The 18,348-nt window shown below is 35.3% G+C and carries 20 protein-coding genes and 4 pseudogenes; 5 read left to right on the top strand and 19 right to left on the bottom strand.

Annotation, left to right across the window (positions count from 1 at the left end; all coding sequences use genetic code 11):
- Positions 1-14: 14 nt before the first annotated feature.
- Complete coding sequence (locus JCM19034_RS14325) at positions 15-455, bottom strand: cupin domain-containing protein (protein WP_062050788.1); 441 nt, start codon at positions 453-455, stop codon at positions 15-17.
- Between the two features lie 110 nt (positions 456-565).
- On the opposite strand from JCM19034_RS14325, the pseudogene JCM19034_RS25165 reads away from it, so the two are divergent.
- Both JCM19034_RS25165 and JCM19034_RS25160 read left to right on the top strand, forming a co-directional pair.
- Positions 566-1,407 (top strand): annotated as a pseudogene (locus JCM19034_RS25165) (glycoside hydrolase family 43 protein); the annotation flags it as partial.
- Positions 1,408-1,437: 30 nt separating this feature from the next.
- Positions 1,438-2,148: a hypothetical protein gene (locus JCM19034_RS25160; protein ID WP_370622042.1), complete on the top strand. Its 711-nt coding sequence runs from the start codon at positions 1,438-1,440 to the stop codon at positions 2,146-2,148.
- Between the two features lie 283 nt (positions 2,149-2,431).
- On the opposite strand, the gene JCM19034_RS14315 is transcribed toward JCM19034_RS25160, so the two are convergent.
- A complete protein-coding gene (locus JCM19034_RS14315) occupies positions 2,432-2,977 on the bottom strand; it encodes an NADPH-dependent FMN reductase (protein ID WP_062050786.1) in 546 nt (181 codons plus the stop codon).
- A gap of 122 nt (positions 2,978-3,099) precedes the next feature.
- Between JCM19034_RS14315 and JCM19034_RS14310 the strand changes: the two genes are divergently transcribed.
- Positions 3,100-3,459 (top strand): helix-turn-helix domain-containing protein, encoded by a 360-nt coding sequence (locus JCM19034_RS14310; protein ID WP_062050784.1) that lies wholly within the window; start codon positions 3,100-3,102, stop codon positions 3,457-3,459.
- A gap of 139 nt (positions 3,460-3,598) precedes the next feature.
- Here the strand turns inward: JCM19034_RS14310 and JCM19034_RS14305 are convergent, their stop codons facing one another.
- The 3 genes from JCM19034_RS14305 to JCM19034_RS14295 form a co-directional block, all read right to left on the bottom strand.
- The gene (locus JCM19034_RS14305) at positions 3,599-3,799 is read right to left on the bottom strand and encodes a hypothetical protein (RefSeq protein WP_062050781.1); all 201 of its coding nucleotides are present in this window, start codon (positions 3,797-3,799) and stop codon (positions 3,599-3,601) included.
- Positions 3,800-3,927: 128 nt separating this feature from the next.
- Positions 3,928-4,572: a DUF421 domain-containing protein gene (locus tag JCM19034_RS14300; protein ID WP_062050779.1), complete on the bottom strand. Its 645-nt coding sequence runs from the start codon at positions 4,570-4,572 to the stop codon at positions 3,928-3,930.
- Between the two features lie 356 nt (positions 4,573-4,928).
- Positions 4,929-5,213, bottom strand: a complete 285-nt coding sequence (locus JCM19034_RS14295) for a hypothetical protein (protein ID WP_062050778.1) — start codon at positions 5,211-5,213, stop codon at positions 4,929-4,931.
- A 321-nt stretch (positions 5,214-5,534) separates the two neighbouring features.
- On the opposite strand from JCM19034_RS14295, the gene JCM19034_RS14290 reads away from it, so the two are divergent.
- Together JCM19034_RS14290 and JCM19034_RS14285 are read left to right on the top strand one after the other, a co-directional pair.
- Positions 5,535-5,747 (top strand): hypothetical protein, encoded by a 213-nt coding sequence (locus tag JCM19034_RS14290; RefSeq protein WP_062050777.1) that lies wholly within the window; start codon positions 5,535-5,537, stop codon positions 5,745-5,747.
- A 6-nt stretch (positions 5,748-5,753) separates the two neighbouring features.
- Positions 5,754-6,650: pseudogene (locus JCM19034_RS14285) on the top strand (serine hydrolase domain-containing protein).
- Positions 6,651-6,805: 155 nt separating this feature from the next.
- On the opposite strand, the pseudogene tkt reads toward JCM19034_RS14285, so the two are convergent.
- From tkt to JCM19034_RS14225, 14 genes and pseudogenes are all read right to left on the bottom strand, one after another.
- A pseudogene (gene tkt / locus JCM19034_RS14280) lies at positions 6,806-8,799 on the bottom strand (transketolase).
- Between the two features lie 73 nt (positions 8,800-8,872).
- Positions 8,873-9,562 (bottom strand): D-allulose 6-phosphate 3-epimerase, encoded by a 690-nt coding sequence (alsE, locus tag JCM19034_RS14275; RefSeq protein WP_062050775.1) that lies wholly within the window; start codon positions 9,560-9,562, stop codon positions 8,873-8,875.
- Positions 9,563-9,672: 110 nt separating this feature from the next.
- On the bottom strand, positions 9,673-10,776 hold the full coding sequence (locus tag JCM19034_RS14270; protein ID WP_231686963.1) for a PTS fructose transporter subunit IIC: 1,104 nt from the start codon (positions 10,774-10,776) through the stop codon (positions 9,673-9,675).
- 68 nt (positions 10,777-10,844) lie between these two features.
- The gene (locus JCM19034_RS14265; protein WP_062050773.1) at positions 10,845-11,297 is read right to left on the bottom strand and encodes a PTS sugar transporter subunit IIA; all 453 of its coding nucleotides are present in this window, start codon (positions 11,295-11,297) and stop codon (positions 10,845-10,847) included.
- A 29-nt stretch (positions 11,298-11,326) separates the two neighbouring features.
- The gene (locus JCM19034_RS14260) at positions 11,327-11,644 is read right to left on the bottom strand and encodes a PTS fructose transporter subunit IIB (protein ID WP_062050771.1); all 318 of its coding nucleotides are present in this window, start codon (positions 11,642-11,644) and stop codon (positions 11,327-11,329) included.
- Between the two features lie 11 nt (positions 11,645-11,655).
- Positions 11,656-12,090, bottom strand: a complete 435-nt coding sequence (locus JCM19034_RS14255; RefSeq protein ID WP_062050769.1) for a PTS sugar transporter subunit IIA — start codon at positions 12,088-12,090, stop codon at positions 11,656-11,658.
- Complete coding sequence (locus JCM19034_RS22340) at positions 12,080-12,664, bottom strand: PRD domain-containing protein (RefSeq protein ID WP_197276414.1); 585 nt, start codon at positions 12,662-12,664, stop codon at positions 12,080-12,082. Before JCM19034_RS22340 ends, JCM19034_RS14255 begins: the two co-directional genes overlap by 11 nt.
- Positions 12,661-13,290 (bottom strand): PRD domain-containing protein, encoded by a 630-nt coding sequence (locus tag JCM19034_RS22335; protein ID WP_197276413.1) that lies wholly within the window; start codon positions 13,288-13,290, stop codon positions 12,661-12,663. The genes JCM19034_RS22340 and JCM19034_RS22335 overlap by 4 nt, the downstream gene beginning before the upstream one ends.
- Positions 13,254-13,571, bottom strand: coding sequence for a helix-turn-helix domain-containing protein (locus JCM19034_RS25155; protein ID WP_062050767.1), 318 nt, complete (start codon positions 13,569-13,571; stop codon positions 13,254-13,256). Before JCM19034_RS25155 ends, JCM19034_RS22335 begins: the two co-directional genes overlap by 37 nt.
- Positions 13,572-13,920: 349 nt before the next feature.
- Positions 13,921-14,085 (bottom strand): hypothetical protein, encoded by a 165-nt coding sequence (locus JCM19034_RS21870; protein WP_156323994.1) that lies wholly within the window; start codon positions 14,083-14,085, stop codon positions 13,921-13,923.
- A gap of 110 nt (positions 14,086-14,195) precedes the next feature.
- Positions 14,196-15,431, bottom strand: coding sequence for an ABC transporter permease (locus JCM19034_RS14240; RefSeq protein WP_062050765.1), 1,236 nt, complete (start codon positions 15,429-15,431; stop codon positions 14,196-14,198).
- A pseudogene (locus tag JCM19034_RS14235) lies at positions 15,424-16,357 on the bottom strand (ABC transporter ATP-binding protein). The gene JCM19034_RS14240 and the pseudogene JCM19034_RS14235 overlap by 8 nt, the downstream one beginning before the upstream one ends.
- 279 nt (positions 16,358-16,636) lie before the next feature.
- Positions 16,637-17,053, bottom strand: coding sequence for a helix-turn-helix domain-containing protein (locus tag JCM19034_RS14230; RefSeq protein ID WP_062050763.1), 417 nt, complete (start codon positions 17,051-17,053; stop codon positions 16,637-16,639).
- 603 nt (positions 17,054-17,656) lie between these two features.
- Entirely contained in the window at positions 17,657-18,289 is a 633-nt protein-coding gene (locus JCM19034_RS14225) for a type 1 glutamine amidotransferase family protein (RefSeq protein WP_062050761.1), read from the bottom strand.
- Positions 18,290-18,348: the final 59 nt, after the last annotated feature.

Genomic DNA, 18,348 nt, shown 5'->3' with positions numbered 1-18,348 from the left:
CACGATTAGCTCAATTAAACTAGCACGAACACATGCCTCATAGCCAATGAACTGCCATTTACATTCTCGATGTATTCTTTGTAAAATCTCTTCGATGACCGACTGTTCATGAACCGAAAACGAAACAACGAACGGGAATAATCAGCTAGTGCAGCGGGAATTCGCTCTAATTCATCCTTAATAAACTCATCGGAAACGTTAATAAGCATTCGCTCACATTCCAACTGTTGAGAGTTACTCGTACGGTGAATATCATTCGGCTGAACGAAAATCAAGTCACCTTTTTGTCCTAAGTATACCGTATCATTAATAAAAAAACGTTTCCCACCTTTATAAATATAAAAAAGCTCATACGTTGGATGGGAGTGAGGACGTGGCATTTCCGAATAGCCAGTTTGATACATGTACTGGATCGAAAAATGATGGTCAATTTTATATTTTACTTCATCATACATAACTACTCCCCTCCCGACTTTGAGCAATGATCACTAAAAACAACATAACATTAAGCAAGAAAAACAAACTTTTTTTGCTTTTATTATACTAAACTGTTAGAAACAAATGAATGAAATGGAGGAGAAAAATGAAAACGTTTAAAAACCCGATTATCCCTGGAACTTACCCAGATCCTTCTATCTGCCGTGTAGATGATGATTATTACCTCGTCACATCATCATTTGAATATTTCCCGGGAGTGCCGATTTTCCATAGTAAAGACTTAGTGAATTGGCGACAAATAGGTCACGTGCTTGATCGCCCTTCACAATTAAACCTTGATGGTACACCATATTCAAAAGGGATTTATGCACCGACATTCGTTATCACGAAGGAACGTTTTATATGATAACAACATTTGTTGAAAGTCAAACTGGTGAGAGAAGAAACTTTTACGTAACAGCCGAAGACCCAGCAGGTGACTGGTCAGACCCTATTTGGTTAGAAGGGGCACCAGGAATTGATCCTTCCTTCTTCTTTGATGATGATGGAACTTGCTATTTTACAGCAAACCGCCAACCACCTTCTGGACAACAATATCCGAAGCATATGGAAATTTGGCTGCAAGAGGTTGATTTAGAACATGGGAAATTAGTTGGTGACCGCTATAGTTTATGGGACGGAGCACTCAAGCAAATTCACGCCCAAGAAGCACCGCACATTTATAAACGAAATGGCTATTATTATTTAATAATCGCAGAGGGTGGTACCGGCCATACCCATTCGGTCACGGTTGCCCGTAGCAAAACGATAACCGGCCCATATGAAAACTGTAAGCTCAATCCTATTCTGACACATCGCCATTTAGGAAGAGATTATCCAATCGTCAATGTCGGTCACGCCGATATCGTTGAAACACAGGATGGCGAATGGTGGATGGTTGCACTTGCGTCAAGGCCATATGGAGGCTATTATCGTAACCTTGGGAGGGAAACATTTCTCGTGCCATTCCGTTGGGAGGATGATTGGCCACTCGTTAATCCAGGCAAAGGGATCATCGAAATAGAATCAAAAAGACCATCCCTTCCTGAACATCGCTGGCCAACATCACCTGCTTGTGACCATTTTGAATCAACCGATTTAGATCAATGCTGGAACTTCATCCGTACGCCTCACGGTGAATTTTGGTCATTAACAGAGCGCCCTGGATATTTACGATTAAAGCTAAAGCCTGAAACAATCAATACAGAAACAAACCCAAGCTTTATCGGCAGACGCCAGCAGCATCTATCATTTGCTGCTCGCTGTGCATTGGAATTCCACCCAAGCCAGGAGCAAGAAGTAGCCGGAATCGTCCTGTTGCAAAATCACAACTTCCAATACAGAGTTGAGCTATCTCATAGCAATAAGAAACGAACACTTCAGCTCATAAAACGAGACGACGGAAATGAGACGTTATTAGCACAAGCTCTGTTACCCGAAAGCGAAAAGCTATATTTAAAAGTCGAGGCTATTGAACAGGATTATCATTTCTATTACGCTACTGCGGCGGAGCAATGGGAAACCCTTAAGGAATATGTCGATGGTCGCATTCTAAGTACCGATGTTGCAGGTGGGTTTGTCGGCTCCTATATCGGAATGTATGCGAGCAGCCAAGGGAAAGAGAGTGAGAGCGTCGCTGATTTTGATTGGTTTGAGTATAGAGAAATATAACCATCACACCCCCGAAGTACTAGCACTCGGGGGTGTTTGTTAACTTTCTACATTGGTTCTTTAAATGGTCACTCTTATGATGAAATTAGTCTTTTTTCATAACAATCCACTTACAGCTTTTTAATTTTTCAAGTCCTTTGTTTCAAATGAGCAATACTTATTCTTTATAACCTCATCATTTTATTTATGAATCTTAGAATGATAACGTTGTTAAGGTGGATTTAAGGGTTGAGATATGAAAAAACCCCTACGTGAGGGGTTTTACATTTTATTAGCTATTCGATTATCTTAACGTTTTTAAAGCTCCACCCCAAGCGATCACTTGGTCAAGCATTTCATTTACATTCGTAAGGTGCAACTCTGCTGGTTTGAATGTATCAAAGTTTTCAAAATCAGTGAATAAAGACAATGTAGGGTGTACACGAACATCAGCAACTAGTAATTCTCCTAATATTCCACGTAGATGTTCAGCTGCACGAGCACCTCCTGTAGAACCATAGCTTACAATACCTGCTGATTTATTATTCCAAGCCTCACGAGCGAAATCAATTGCGTTTTTCAAAGCTCCTGTAATGCTGTGATTGTATTCTTGAACGATGAATACAAATCCGTCTAAAGAGTCCAGCTTTTCATTCCATGCTGCGATACCAGGCTCTGTTCCATCTGTAGTTCCTAAAAACGGAAGGTTATAATCAGCAATGTCTACAACCTCATAATTAGCATCTCCGCGTTTTTCAGCAACCTCTTTTACCCAATTTCCAACTTGTGGACTTAGGCGTCCTTGACGTGTACTGCCTAAAATAATACCTATATTTAACTTTTCAGTCATTTTATATTCCTCCTATTATTGTTTTAGCCTCACAGTTATAATATAATTAAAGTCTATTTTTGGGAAGTAGGCACATTAATGTGTCATAGTATACTAAAAGATACCTATAAGGAGGAATCTTAATGGCTAATGAAGATAAAGTATGCCAAGTTGAAACCGCATTGAATATATTAGTAGGGAAATGGAAGCCCATTATCCTCTATCACCTTTTTCAAAAAGGAACGTTACGCTTTAGTGAACTGCAACGTTTAATTCCGAATATCACGAAAAAAATGCTTACAACTCAATTAAGGGAGTTGGAACATCACGATATTATTAAACGTAAAGTCTATCCTCAAGTTCCACCAAAGGTTGAATATTCTATTACGGAATACGGCACAAGCTTAAATCCTCTATTGGAAACAATGCATAAATGGGGATTAGCTCATTTAGAACACTTAGATGAGCTTTACGGGGGAAATCAAGCCGAGCACAGTAACTGAAAAAGGCCTTTACGATAAAAATGAGGAGTAACTATTTTTAGGATAGCTACATCCTCTTTATCATACATATTACTTTTGTGTGACGAACGTTCTTCATTATTGTTCAAACAAAGGTTTTTTTTGAATTGGGAGTGCTTAATTAATCTTCTTCTTTCTTATCTTTCGAAAAATGAATCAACAAATAAAATAATGTATAGAGAGTAGCAAAAACCAATGTCTCTTTGGTTAACGTTCCCCAATCAATTTCTTTATCTTCTATAACTCCAAAAATAACACGTACTCCTCCATAAATGGCGATTCCCAGAGGAAATCTCATTAAGATCGACCATACTGACTCCACTAATCTCCAACCCCAATACTTAATTCATATAAGTATAAGGTTATCATATATAATATATAAAATGTTAAATTAACCAAAAATTTACTTTTAAATTAGAACTTCGCCCTTACCCCTAAAGCAATGTAGTCCTAACTTATGTTCGTTTCCTTCTTTTGAATATAGAACTGCTCGTTCATGTAGCTACAGTAAAAAATAGTCTCAATTTGATCGTACCCTCTTTTTTTCAATTCTGAAACTAACCAATCCTTTGTTTTCTTTACTATTTTTAAATTGTTCTCTTGAATGATTCCATCTAAAATTAAAGGTAAAGTAAATTTGCTATCCCCTTTTCTGAAGAAAGATATGGTCCCAGATCTCTCCAAAACAGCATACTCTACTTCTCTTATATCTGCTATTTGTGCTTGTCTTAATTGGAAAAGGATATCCTCTAACGTATATTTGTGTTTTCGTAGGTTCGTTTCAATTAATTTGCCATTATCAATGATTAATACTGGAGTCCCTTCTACTAACTTACGAAAGCCTTGACTTTTCATCCCGATCATTTCAAGTGTTACCCGTAAAAAAATTAATAATAAAATTGGTGATAATGCTCTTACCATCGAGACACTTAAATCCTCAATCGAAATGACTGCTAACTCAGCGATCATAAGCGAGACGATGATATCGAGTAAACTGATCTCGCCTAATTCCTTTTTCCCCATAAAACGAAATAAAGCTAACAGCACTAAAAACACAATAAGTGTACGAAGCAAAGTAATGACAATTTCGTCCACAACGCATGGCCCCCTATAATGAGTTCTTTCGCTTGACCGTAAATGGTATTATTCCATTAACAAAACGATTCATTCATTTTCCCGAAGTAAAATAAATGCCTCTAGGGTAAGTTACATCAATATTAGGCTAGGTTGTGCGACGAGATGAACTGATTTAACAGAAGGTTAGAAGTACCCACCTACGCCTGCCGAATGGCTTTTTCCAATATAGATTGATATATATATAAAACAATCGCAATCATGATATTAACACCCCAATATAAACTGGCTCATTCGTTTAAATTTATAGTAACCTAATTTCTTCCACATTCCAGCAAAAGGGAAAGCATTTATGAAATCTAAAATGGTATTTACTATCAAATATAATGGAAAAGAACCGAAAGTAAGCTTAAATACCATAGTGTTGTTACGAAGTGGGCACCTAAAATATACGTAAAGTCTATCGGGATATTGGGAGTTAGAGGATTCTTGTTTTTCCACCACCTTCTCTTATCCGAAATGACACTAAGTACAATCATAATTAAGTTAGCTAAACTTGCTGCAGGAAAGTAACGGAAAAATGCCTTTTTCCCTACAAACGGAACAGAAAGCCACGGGAGAATCAACATACTTAAAGCTGTTACTTTATCTTTATCCATCATAAGCACCCATTCTTTTTTATTTATTGATAACTTCCCTCAAATAAGTGGGAATATGTGTCTTACTCCAAATAAAAATAAATATAAGATTGACCTCCTTTTAAGATGACCATACTTACAACTACTGTAAAACAGTAACGCCATCATTAGTGCGTTCATTACTGCCTTTGGCAAAGTCACGATTATTAATCGGTTTTGTTGTTTGGTCCTTCTTAGCGATGTAATTTGATAACTCATGGACAATACCGAACAATATTTCGGTTGTTCAACATGTTTTAGAAACGAAAAGCTGTTCGATTCGTATTATATTTAGGGGGTGACCGGATGAAAATCGAATTATGCTATTATGACTTAGTTGAAGAGAAATATATATTCCCTACTCCAATCAACTCTACAGAAGTTCTGTTTATTCCGATTGAAGGGGATACCTTATTAGTAGATGGATGGGGATACATAGTAGGTAAAAGAGAATTTCATTATGAAAATGACGCAACAAAAATAACTGTTTTTTGTACACGTGAAAGGAAAAGAAGATAGTAGTACATGAAATTACTGACCGAGATTGAACACAAATTGAAAAAAGACAAGATTAACAGTGCCCTTGTCCAGCACAAAAATACTGTGGTATTTACTTATTATCGCAATAAAAAGATGAAAGAAAAACAGCATAAAATATATTCTATCACTAAAAGCATATTATCCGCACTCATAGGAATCGCGATAGAAAAAGGGCACATCACAAGTGTTAACACACCAATCATTAATTACTTTCCCGAATTAAATAAGGATATATCGTATCGGAGAATCACCATCAAGCATCTGTTAACAATGACTTCAGGATTACACTAGCCAGGTAATAGTAGTATGATACCGAGTAAGAATTGGGTCAATTTTGTCCTTCATCAAGCCATTGATCATCCTCCTGGAACAGAAATGGTTTACAGTTGTGGTTCTTCCCATTTGTTAAGTGCAATTTTACATAGGTCTACTGGAATAGACACAGTAGTTTTCGCTAATAAACACTTGTTTACGCCTCTTGGAATAACAGATTATAAGTGGAATCATGATGCTCAAGGTTTAGCCATTGGTGGATTCGGCTTAACGATGAAAACTGTAGATATGTTGAAAATTGGTGCGGTTTATGTAAATAAAGGAAGATGGAAATCAAAACAACTTATACCTTTATGTTGGATAGAGGAATCTACAAGTCCAAAGGTTAGAGTTAATGATACGACTTCATACGCTTATCACTGGTGGCATACAACATTCGACAATCAACTAGGTAAAATTTTTTTAGCGTCTGGACATGAAGGCCAATATATTATTGTCGCACCTGACTATCAATTGGTTACCGTTTTTACAAGCAGTATTAAGGATGATGCAAATAGACCTTTCATTTATTTTAAAGAATATCTATTGCCTTACATCATCAATCAGTAAGTATTATATTCCAGAGCTATCTACTTCTTTTTAAAAAGAGTCTCCATCAGACATTTATCTCCCCCTTACCACTGGCTAAAGCCCTCGTCGCGGTTGAAGGGGGAGGCTGCTGTCTGTAACCGTCATTTGCTCAATTTATTATACTTCTAACATTACTACAGGTTTTTAAAAGCATCTTGAATAGCCTCAATTGTAAAGCCAAATTCACGAACAATTCTAGCTCCTGGAGCACTAGCTCCAAATCTATTAATAGACAATGAAATACCTTCATCACCGACATATTGTTTCCAACCAGAATTGGATCCCATTTCTATTGAAATACGTTTTTTCACTGCTTTTGGTAATACAGATTCTTTGTATTCCGATGTTTGAGCTTCAAATAAATCAAAACTTGGTAAGGAAACAACAGATACATCGACTCCTTCTTCAGCTAAAGCCTTTTGAGCCTCGATTGCTAAGCTTACTTCTGAACCAGTTGCAATAAGGATACCTTCTGGCGTTTCGCCTTTCTGTTGCGAGATAACATAGCCCCCTTTAGCTACATTTTCATCGGCATTTTCTTTTGTTCCTTCAATGACTGGTAGGTTTTGACGACTTAAAACTAAAACGGTCGGTGTGTCTTTTGAAGTCATCGCAATTTTCCACGCTGCACGGGTTTCATTTCCATCAGCTGGACGAATAACATGAACATTTGGCATAGCACGCAGGCTTGCTAATTGTTCGATTGGTTCGTGTGTAGGACCATCCTCTCCAACTGCGACTGAATCGTGTGTTAAGACATACGTAACAGGGGCATGTTGAATAGCAGATAAACGAACGGCTGGCCGTAAGTAATCGACAAAAACAAAGAATGTTCCGCCATATATATGTGTTCCACCATGTAGCTGGATCCCATTCATTGCACAAGCCATCGCAAATTCACGAACCCCAAACCAAATGTTACGACCTTCGTATTGCCCATGTTGGAAATCTTTTTCTTGTTCTACCATGGTATTGTTTGAGGCAGATAAATCGGCAGAACCACCCCATAAACTCGGGACAGCTTTTGATAAAGCTTGAATCATGTCTTTACTTGATGCACGGCTTGCTTTGCTTTCACCTACCTCATAAGTTGGTAGTTCACTGTCCCAACCTTCAGGTAACTCACCAGCAAATGCTTGTTTGAATTGCTTAGCTAATTGAGGGTATGCTTTTGCATAAGCGTCAAATTTTTGATTCCAAGCTTCTTCAGCGGCTTGACCACGGTCTTGAATAGATTCTTTAAAACGAGTGGCCGCTTCTTGTGGAACAGTAAAAGCTGGGTAATCCCAACCATAGGCTTTTTTTGCTGCTTCAATACCTTCTTCACCTAATGGTGCACCATGAACAGAGGATGTTCCAGCATTTGGTGCACCAAACCCAATGACCGTTTTTACCTCAATCAATGTTGGTTTATCTGTTTCTGCTTGTGCTTCTTCAATCGCTTTGGATATTGCCTCTAAATCCGTACCTTCTTTCACTAAAATATGTTGCCAACCACTCGCTTCAAATCGTTGTCCGACATCTTCAGTAAAGGCTTTGGAAGTAGGTCCATCTAGTGAAATATCATTTGAATCGTATAAAACAACCAATTTCCCCAATTTTAAGTGTCCAGCTAATGAAGCTGCTTCTTGTGACACACCTTCCATCAAATCACCATCTCCGCACAGTGCGTAAGTATAATGATCCACGACGTTAAATTGTTCACGATTATAGGTTGCAGCTAAATGGGCTTCCGCCATAGCCATACCTACAGCCATAGCGATCCCTTGTCCTAATGGCCCAGTCGTTGCTTCTACGCCATCTGTATGCCCTACTTCTGGATGACCAGGCGTTTTGCTATCCCATTGCCGGAAACTTTTCAAGTCGTCCATTGTTACTTGGTAGCCTGCACAATGTAGCATACTATATAGCAATGCAGAACCATGACCTGCTGATAACACAAAACGATCACGATCTACCAGTTACGTGAAGTTGCTGGGTTAATTTTTAAGTGCTTTGTCCATAAGGCATACGCCATTGGTGCAGCACCCATTGGTAGACCCGGATGCCCGGAATTTGCCTTTTGTATGGCATCAATACTTAATGTACGTAACGTATCTACGCCAAGTTGATCGATTTTATCAAACATATATTTCCCCTCCAAGAAAAGAGGCTTTTATACAACCTGTAATACAGATTTTTATATCAGCCTCTTCAAGTTTTTATACTATTACTTTTCCAGTCATGTCCTCATAATCCTTACACATGATTTCCCATGATTTCTTGATATCTTCATCTAATCCAAATAAACCGCTACGACCTACAATATAAATATCAGGACCGGCGGCATCGATTTTCTTAAATGATTTCCGATTAGATGATCCATCCATTTCAATGACATATTGATAACCTTTTTCTTCTCGTAATTCTCTTAATGCTACAATTTTATCAAGGGTGTTTTCGATAAAACGTTGCCCAGCAAACCCTGGATCCACTGTCATAATTGTTATCTTATCTACTAATTCAATGTAAGGGAAAATCGCCTCAATAGGAGTTTCTGGATTTAATACTACCCCTGCTTTTAATCCCGCATCATGTATTTGATCAATTAATCGAAAAGCCAATCCATCAAGTACTTCTGCATGCATACAAATCCATTCACACTTCATATCAACTAATTGCTGCACCCAGAAACTTGGATCAGTTACCATAAGATGAACGGACATAGGTAAATCACTTATTTTCCGTACCTCTTCGATAAACCATGGCGATAATGTAATGTTTGGAACATAATGTCCGTCCATAATATCAATATGATAAGAATCTACGTGATCATTTAAAAAAGTGATTTGTTCTTTAAACTTATCTAAGTCCATTGTCATCAAAGATGGTGAAAATTCTACTTTTTTCATATTCTATTAACCCCCTTAAAATCTTAATTTCCTTAAGATATATTTGTAGTTTTTGTTGTATGTTTAACACTTTCAACATTTGCTGAATTTAGAAATTTATCGTTACTGTATTAGTAAATTTTAATATCATCTAAATCAATGTCGTCTTCTTCAACTTCTTCTTGCTTGTCAACGTCATCTTGCGTCACATTTTTCTTAATCAGTACTAAGGCCAACGCTGTTACAAGAACATTCACTAATATAGCTACAGCTCCTGTCCATGGTTGCGACATCGTTGGTAACATAAATACACCACCAAATGGCACTGTTGCATCTGCTCCTAACGCCATAGATACTGCTCCACCAGCTGCTCCACCGATCGCTACGGCCGTTACACAACGAACAATATCATTCATAACAATTGGGATGACACCCTCAACAATATTAACAACACCCATTGGAACGGCCGATTTCAACGTCTCAACCTCTGTTTGTGTATAAATATTTTTTCTAAACACTTTTGCTATAAAGTAAGCTAATCCAAAGCCAATTGGAGTAGCTGTATTAACTAATTGTAAGGCTGTAATCGGTCCATTAATTCCTTCTGCCTGCATCGTCAATACAAAGGCAAATACAGTCTTGTTTATTGGACCACCAAAATCAACTCCACTTAATAAGCCTACAACTCCACCAAATACTAGCAACGAAGAAGTCCCTAAACTATTTAATGCATTTGTTAATAATGATGTAAAACCAGCGACAGGGATACCAATAACGTAGACCATAATAATTCCACCAATAATAGAGGTGAAGAATGGAACAATTAACGTTGGCATTAATCCCTTAGCCCATCTAGGAACTTTAAAATATTTTATAATTGCTACAGCAAGGTAACCCGCTAGAAACCCTCCTAAAATCCCGCCAATGAATCCAGCACCAATAGCATTGGCAGTTAAACCAATAACAAAACCTGGAGCAATCCCTGGTTTTCCTGAAATGGAGTACGAAATCCCTGTTGCGATAACGACAGGTAATAAACCTAACCCGGCTCCACCCATTGTTGCTAATGCATCCCAAATAGAAAACTCACCTTGTATTAATTCCGATTGACTAGTGCCTCCAAATGCCATCCCAATTGCGATTAAAAAACCGGCTCCACAAACAATTGGTATCAAATATGAAATCGCCGTCAATAAATGACCTTTAAGATTTAAAGCTTTCATTTTATTCATCATTTTTTCTACCCCCCTATATACAAGAACCCAAAACCCATTGGTTTATTTAAAGTGCTCAATCATTAAAGCTATTTACATAAAGCTTCTTGCACATCTGCAGCATTTTTCGCCTGTAGCATTTCATCAATGACTTCATCATTACCTAATTTTCTAGCAAATAATGATAATAATTTCAGATGCGTTTGTGCCCCATCATTCTCTTTTCCTACAGCAAAAAGAATGATTCCCTTTACTCCCTTCCCATCGAGAGTTTCCCAAGGAATCTCTTCCTGAGTAATCCCAATTGCTACTCCAATTTTTTTAACAGAATCACTATTACCGTGAGGAATCGCGATATAATTTCCGATTCCGGTTTGTCCCATTGCTTCCCTTGCATAAATATCAGTCAGAAACCCTTCAACATTTGTAATGTAATCATTTTGCAGCAATACCTCTGCTAATTCTTGAATTGCTTCTTCCTTACTTTTAGCTTTCATATCCGTTTTGATTGTCTTTAAATCTACAATATCTTTTACTTCCATACTATCTCTCTCCTATTCTTTTACTGATGTTATTTCTTTTGGTTTACAACTTCTGCCGCTTTTTCAACTAATTTATTTGGTGATTTCACAGCTATCTCTGTCGAAACCTCAATGATTCGCTTTCCTTCAAAACGTTCTCTTCCTGCGATTTTCACATCTGCTGCGATGATAACGATGTCTGCTTCAGCTATTTGTTCCTGCGTTAATTCATTCTCCGTCCCAATCGTTCCTTGTGTTTCAATAGAAATGTCATGGCCTGCTTTCTTTCCGGCATTCTCTAATTTCTCCTGTGCAATATATGTGTGTGCAATCCCAACTGTACATGCTGCTACTCCTACTATTTTCATCATAATTCCTCCTAGTTTTTTCTAATTTCTTTATAAAAGCTTTCTTTTTCATTAATCGTTAATAATCTGTTTACATACTGTTCATCCGCTAACGTTCGAGTGAACGAGGCTATTTTTTTCTTTATTTGTACATCTTCATTTTCTTTTAATAAAAGAACGATTAATAACCGGATATCTTTTGTCTGAACATCCCATGATTGTATTGGATTTGCTAAGCGGATAAATAGAATTTGACTCTTCTTTATTAGATTGCTTTCGATATGAGGCAACATCACATGTTCAGCGATTAATGTGCTGCCTACTTTTTCTCTTTGATTAAATTGATTTACGACTTCCTCTTTTTGCGAAGGATCCTGACATACCATTTCAGAAATAAAAGAGTATACTTCTTCTTTTGTTTCTAACTCACAGTTAAAATAAACTTGATAAAATGAGTTACTGTCCATGATAAATCTCCTCTATCTTTCTCTGGAGTCTCTTCTGGTCATCCATTGTAAACATCGCACTTACTAATAAATTTTGAATTGGTACTTCGTCCTTAATATGAACCGTACTTAAAATCAATTCAGCATCTGAGTATTTCTCTTTAACCATTTGCATATCTTTTGAAGCTACGACATCAACAATTTCTAACTCAGGAAATTTTCTTGATACCTTTGCTTTTAATAGTTCTGACGTTCCAATTCCTGTCGTACACATAATAAGTGTTTTTATTGGACGTTGATGTTGGCCGGTTACAATAATTTTTGCGAAATAGAGCGTGATAAATCCATTTTCATCATCATTTATAGCCGGTAAGTTAAATTTATTACTAACAAAATCAGATACATTGGTGACACCCGAAAATACATCTTCATAATTCACTTTGATTTGACTTAACAAGCTATTTTTAATACGAATTTTATATTCTAATCTATTTAGCATAGGTTTAATGTGGTTAGCTAAATCAATAAAAATAGATTCGCTTTCTATATCAATTCCTAAGTAAATACTCATTCCCTCAATATATGTTTTCGTCACTTGGATAACCTCTGATGAAACGTGGAGGTTGTAGCAAGAGAACCCTGCATTCTTGATGAAACTAAATACTGATAAAGAAAATAAATCTCAATATCCGGCAAAGAACTGTGCAAATACTTTTCAATATTGTTAACAATTACTTTAGCCACTGGATACAAAATAGTATCTCTACTCATATTTTCCATTTCCTCATCAGAAACCTTATCACTAAACAGTAAGGCAGGAACGTTTCTTGAGCGACTTAGGAGAATATATAAATGCGAGAAAATGTTTACATTATATGGGTAGGGAATCGTGATATCTAAATCCTTTTCAATATTTCTTAATTGACCCAATATAAACAAAACATCGTGCCTATTGAAATTAAGTTCTTGATTCCTTTTTAAGTCATCAAGATCAATCGTATTAAATATTTCATTCGTTTGCCTGATTGCCTTTCGAATATCAATTTCTTCCCCTAATATGGCCAGCTTTCTGTCTTTTCGCTCTAAAACTAAATTGTACTTTTTCAGTTCTTCGCTCATTATTTGTTCGTCATTAAAAATGACCGAGTCCCCTACATAATAGTCACTAAATAAGTCGTAAATATTTATAGGCTTAGGAGAAGACAACAATAATTCTTCCATAATGCGTTTACGTCTCTCACTAGGAGAAAAATGTTCTTGTTTGTATTTGTTATTGCTTTTTTATAGTTAATAAAGTTTTCGTAATCTAGTTTATAACCTCTCCCTCTTTCCGAGATAATTAAAGGGGTGTCCATGTACTCATCGTTAATTTTTTTAATTAAACGATATACTGTTTTTTGAGATATCTTTAGTTCTTCTACTAGTTCCTTCGAGGTAACGTAACCTTGATTTTTTGAAAGGAACAATAACAGATCTTGTTCACGATTAGTTTTTGAACTCACAGCCACGCCTCCCTTGTTATTTATAGTAACCGATTTTAAAGAAAACGCTTCCCTGAAAAATGACCGTTGCAACGGTCACTTTTTTGGCGTTCTATTCGTTGTTGTTAAGAATGTTGAAATGAAACGTTATTAGAGGCAAGGAAACGACATTGCTTCTAATAACTAACCTGTGAAGATAGTAGGACTTGTATCTAATCATTAGCTCCGTCATATTATTATACGAATGTGACAAAACTTTCAAACAAAAATAAAAAAATACCCTATCCACCTAAGTGAATAAGGGCTTATTCCTTGATTACTATTAACGCTTTGAGAAATATATTTATCATTTTGATTGTAACCTTATGACTTAAACTAATAAATAGAATAAAGAGGTCACTAAGCTTGCTCCCATTACAATTTCTAATAATGTCTTCAAAGCTTTATTTTTCTTCACAGCTTTATTAAAAGCCGAATATAAGATGGTACTGACAACAAAGATTACTAACGACAAAAATAAAATATTAAATTCCATATTAAAATCCCCTTTTATTATTTAAAAATTCTTTCATTATTTACTTGAGTAAATCTAAAGTTAAACAATTTGTAAAGAAACTCAAGGATAAACTCATATAGATAATTTCTTTATTTTCCGAGTGTTTTTCTAACTGATTTAATAATATTTATATCAAAAGATAATAGTAAAGATTTATAACTTCTACTAGCAATCCAAGACAACAAGATTATTAAAATAAGAGAAAAAACGAGAGATATAAAAATTTCAAGTCCCGATACTTCTGGCGTTGTGAGTCTCAATATCATAGTAAATGGTGAGAAAAAAGGAATAAAACTTGTTACTTCTATTATCGAACTTTCAGGAGCATCCGTATTAAGTACGATTAAATACATTGGTATAAATAAGAGTATATTTAATGGCATAACGGCCTGGCTCATATTCTCCAAGTTCGTAGTCATTGATCCTATAATCATTGCGAAAATAATATATGTTGCAAGACCGATTAATACAAATAGTAAGCTTAAAATAAATATCCAAATGATGTTTTCTGTAATTTCGAAATGCAAATCATTAAACAACTTATTACCGTCAAAAGAAAAATAACTTATAATTAAAGTTATTGCTATGATCAATACCTGAGTTAATCCTGCCATAATTAATGCCGTTATTTTCCCCCATAAATGGATAATAGGAGATACACTCGTAATAACCATCTCCATAACTTTTGAATTTTTTTCAGTTGCAATTTCTAAAGCAGCTTGATTTGAATAACTGAGTATGATAATAAACATGATAAAAATACTCACGAGAGCAATAGTACTTATTAATTCCGATTCGTCTGAGCTGTAGTTTTTATCGACATTGTGCGTTGTTTTTTCTGCAACCACACTACTGCTCTGTTTTAAATCATTCATTTGTTCGTCGGTCAATCCGTACATTGCTGATTTAATGTCAAACTGAATTTGAGTTAATAAATGTTGCAGATTGTCCTTTTCTGTCTGTTGAATAGAATCTTTATAAATAATTTCTGCCTCTAAATTATGATCGTCCTTCCGGTTGATTGAGTAGATCCGAGAGATATCATTCGATTCCAGTAATTCAAATGCTCTATCCTTAGTTGTCTTTTTCATAGTTGTATTTGGTGTAATGTATAATTTATTCTCATTTATGGCGTCGTATATACTATCATCACTTGTTACGATGGCTACAGATAGGTTTTCTTCATCTTGAAACCAATCTTTGATTTTATCGAAATTTGCAAAACCTACGATGCCAACGATAAAGATAAGGGAAACAACTATAAACGAGTTACTTAAGACCGTTTTTAGGTAGGTAAATTTAAAAATAGTCCAAAATTTATTCAATACTTTCACCTGCTTTTTCACCAACTAGTTCAATAAAAATATCTTGGATGGTAGGCTCGATAATTTGGAACCTTTTCACAAAATCTTTTTGGGAAATTTCACTAAATATTAATTTACTTGTATGTTCATCATGAACCTTTAGAGATACAGTATTGTTGTATATTTCAATATGTTCTACTCCATTCATATTTTTTAAATAAGAAAAATCCTCATCACTCTCAATAATGATATGTTGATATTTTGACTTAGATTTAACCTCAGATAGATGGCCATAGGACACTAATTTTCCGTTATTAAGAATACCCACTTTATTACATAATTCTTCTATATGTTCTAACCTATGCGAACTAAAAATAATGGTAGTGCCTGCAGAATTTAATTCCTTTATTGCTGCCTTTAATAATTCAACATTAATAGGATCCAATCCACTAAAGGTTCATCTAGTATTAAGAGCTCTGGATTATGAATGATGCTTGCTATCAATTGTATTTTTTGCTGATTCCCTTTGGAAAGCTCAGAAATCTTTATTTTTTTATTTTGAGTGATTTCGAATTTTTCTAGCCAATAATTAATCTTGACTTTCAATTCGTTCTTCTTCATGTTTTTAAACTACCCATATAAATTAGTTCTTCTTCAACAGTTAATTTTGTATGAAGACCTCGCTCTTCAGGAAGAAAACCAATGTTATCAAAACTATCTTGAGCCATTTTACTTCCTTTAAAAGTAATACTTCCAGATGTAGGAGGTACTAGTCCTAATATCATTCGAAAAGTAGTAGACTTACCAGCCCCATTCTTTCCTAGAAATCCTAACATATCTCCCTTTTCAAGTTTGAAACTAATGTTTTTTACAGCAGTAAAATCCTTGAAGCTTTTTGTTACGTTTTTGAGTTGCAACACATCTAATAACCTCCTTTTCTTTGTCATTATCATAGTGTGAAGAAGAAATAAAATAAAGGTAACTATGGTTGCATTGATGCGCAACTTATAGTTACCCCTTGCTATGACTGACTTTTCATTGATTGTTAATATGTTTATATTTTCTTTCTTACATGTCACTTCTTCTAGACTGCTGAGAAAAAATAAGGTTAACTATAAGTTGAATGGATACGCAACTTATAGTTAACCTTCTAAATTTCCTTTTTTTAATTGACTTTACATTGTTAGTTAATCAATTATCTATGTTTATCTTTCAATTCTCATGTGTCATTTTTTTTTTACATTCCGAGAAAAAAAGTAAAGAAATATCAGAAAAATTAATGTTCCACTTATTGTACCACCAATAGAAACCCAATTTGTTTCCCCATATTTTATCGTGCTAACAAGGATAATCGCCATAATCATACCTAAAATAAACAAAACTTTAGATTGCCAAGATAAATATGTTGACTGTTTACTATCTTGAATTATTTTTTCTTTTAGATCTTCATCATTTTTTAGTAATGCATCAATTGTTATATCGAACAGATTACTTAATTCAATAATTACCTCGATATTAGGATAGTTTTTACCATTCTCCCATTTAGAAACTGATTGACGACTAACAAATAATTTTTGAGCGAGCTCTTCTTGCGACCAACCTCTTTTCTCTCTTTCGATTTTTAATTTATTACTAAAATCCATATTAGAAAACTTCCTTTCTCATGTGAATGATATATTTAAGAAAAAGTCAGATTAAGTTGAACTGCTTTAAGTAGTAGATTATTGACAATGAATCCATATTCTAATTATACATTAATTCTAATAAGCGTACTGTCAGAACCCACAACTGCCGATTACGAATATATCTTGAAGAGAAAAAAGGAGTTGTTTCTCCCTTTTAACTATAGCCTACTCTTTCAGGCTACGACCAATAAAGTCGAGATGATGTAACCGTAAGTGATTCTGAAAACTTACTGCTAAGTATGAATGAACACTTAATTGGGAATTGAGAGTGGTATGAAGCCTCTACGGGCATGATTATGGGCCGAGAAGCCAATTGCTCAATTCATTGCATTCTTGGCAGGCTACCATGCCCCACCTCTTTAAATAAAGTGCTCGTTTCTACTGGGAAATAGTGTTCATTTTTATCGAGCAAAATCTGTTCAATCTTTTCTAATGGTTACAGTTGCATTTATACTGTTTACTAAGGTCTTTATTTTAAGTTATATACAAAAACCATGCTTAGACATCGTCTAAAGCATGGTAATAAACTAATATTAAACTGCTATGTTGATTTTTTTCAGCTCATCTACTTATCGAATCCATTAACTGGAAGAAGTATTCTGATTTATGAGTCTTATTTAGCTTATACCATGAATGCAATGTATCTGGTGCAAACACATCTAATTTCTTCATTACTTCCATCGCAAATTCCAAAGGAGCTACTCCTGATGCAGTAACCAAATTCTCGCCAGATACTACAGGTTCCATCTCATAAAATTTTTCTCCTTTATAATTAGGACAGACCATTTTAATATACTCTAAGTCATTGCTTGTATGCTTTCTAGAATCTAGGTATCCAACATTCGCTAGTCCCTCAGTCGCACCACAAATTGCAGCAACAATAGTGCCAAGCTTTATAGCCACGCCAATTTTTTTCAAAATAGGTTGATGATTATCTTCTCCCCAAGTATTCCCTCCAGGTAAAATTATAAGATCCGTACTCTCAAGAGTACACTCATCAAGGGCAATATCTGGTTTAATGCTCAGTCCTCCCATTGTAGTAATAATTTCTTTATTAGCTCCTACTGTAATTACTTTTAAGGGTGCTAAATCTTTTTTGAAATATCTTCCTGAGTTTAGTTCCGCAATTAAATATCCATATTCCCAGTCCGACATTGTATTAAATACATAAAGAAAAACTTTTTTTGTTTGCATCTAAATAACACTCCAATCACATTTAATATAGCCAAAGATAACATAACTTCCCTGACATC

It is taken from the genome of Bacillus sp. JCM 19034 (genome assembly GCF_001310635.1).
Taxonomy (GTDB): Bacteria; Bacillota; Bacilli; order Bacillales; family Bacillaceae_D; genus Halalkalibacter.
Note: the sequence above shows the minus strand (reverse complement) of the source record. Positions and strands in the feature narration are given on the sequence as shown.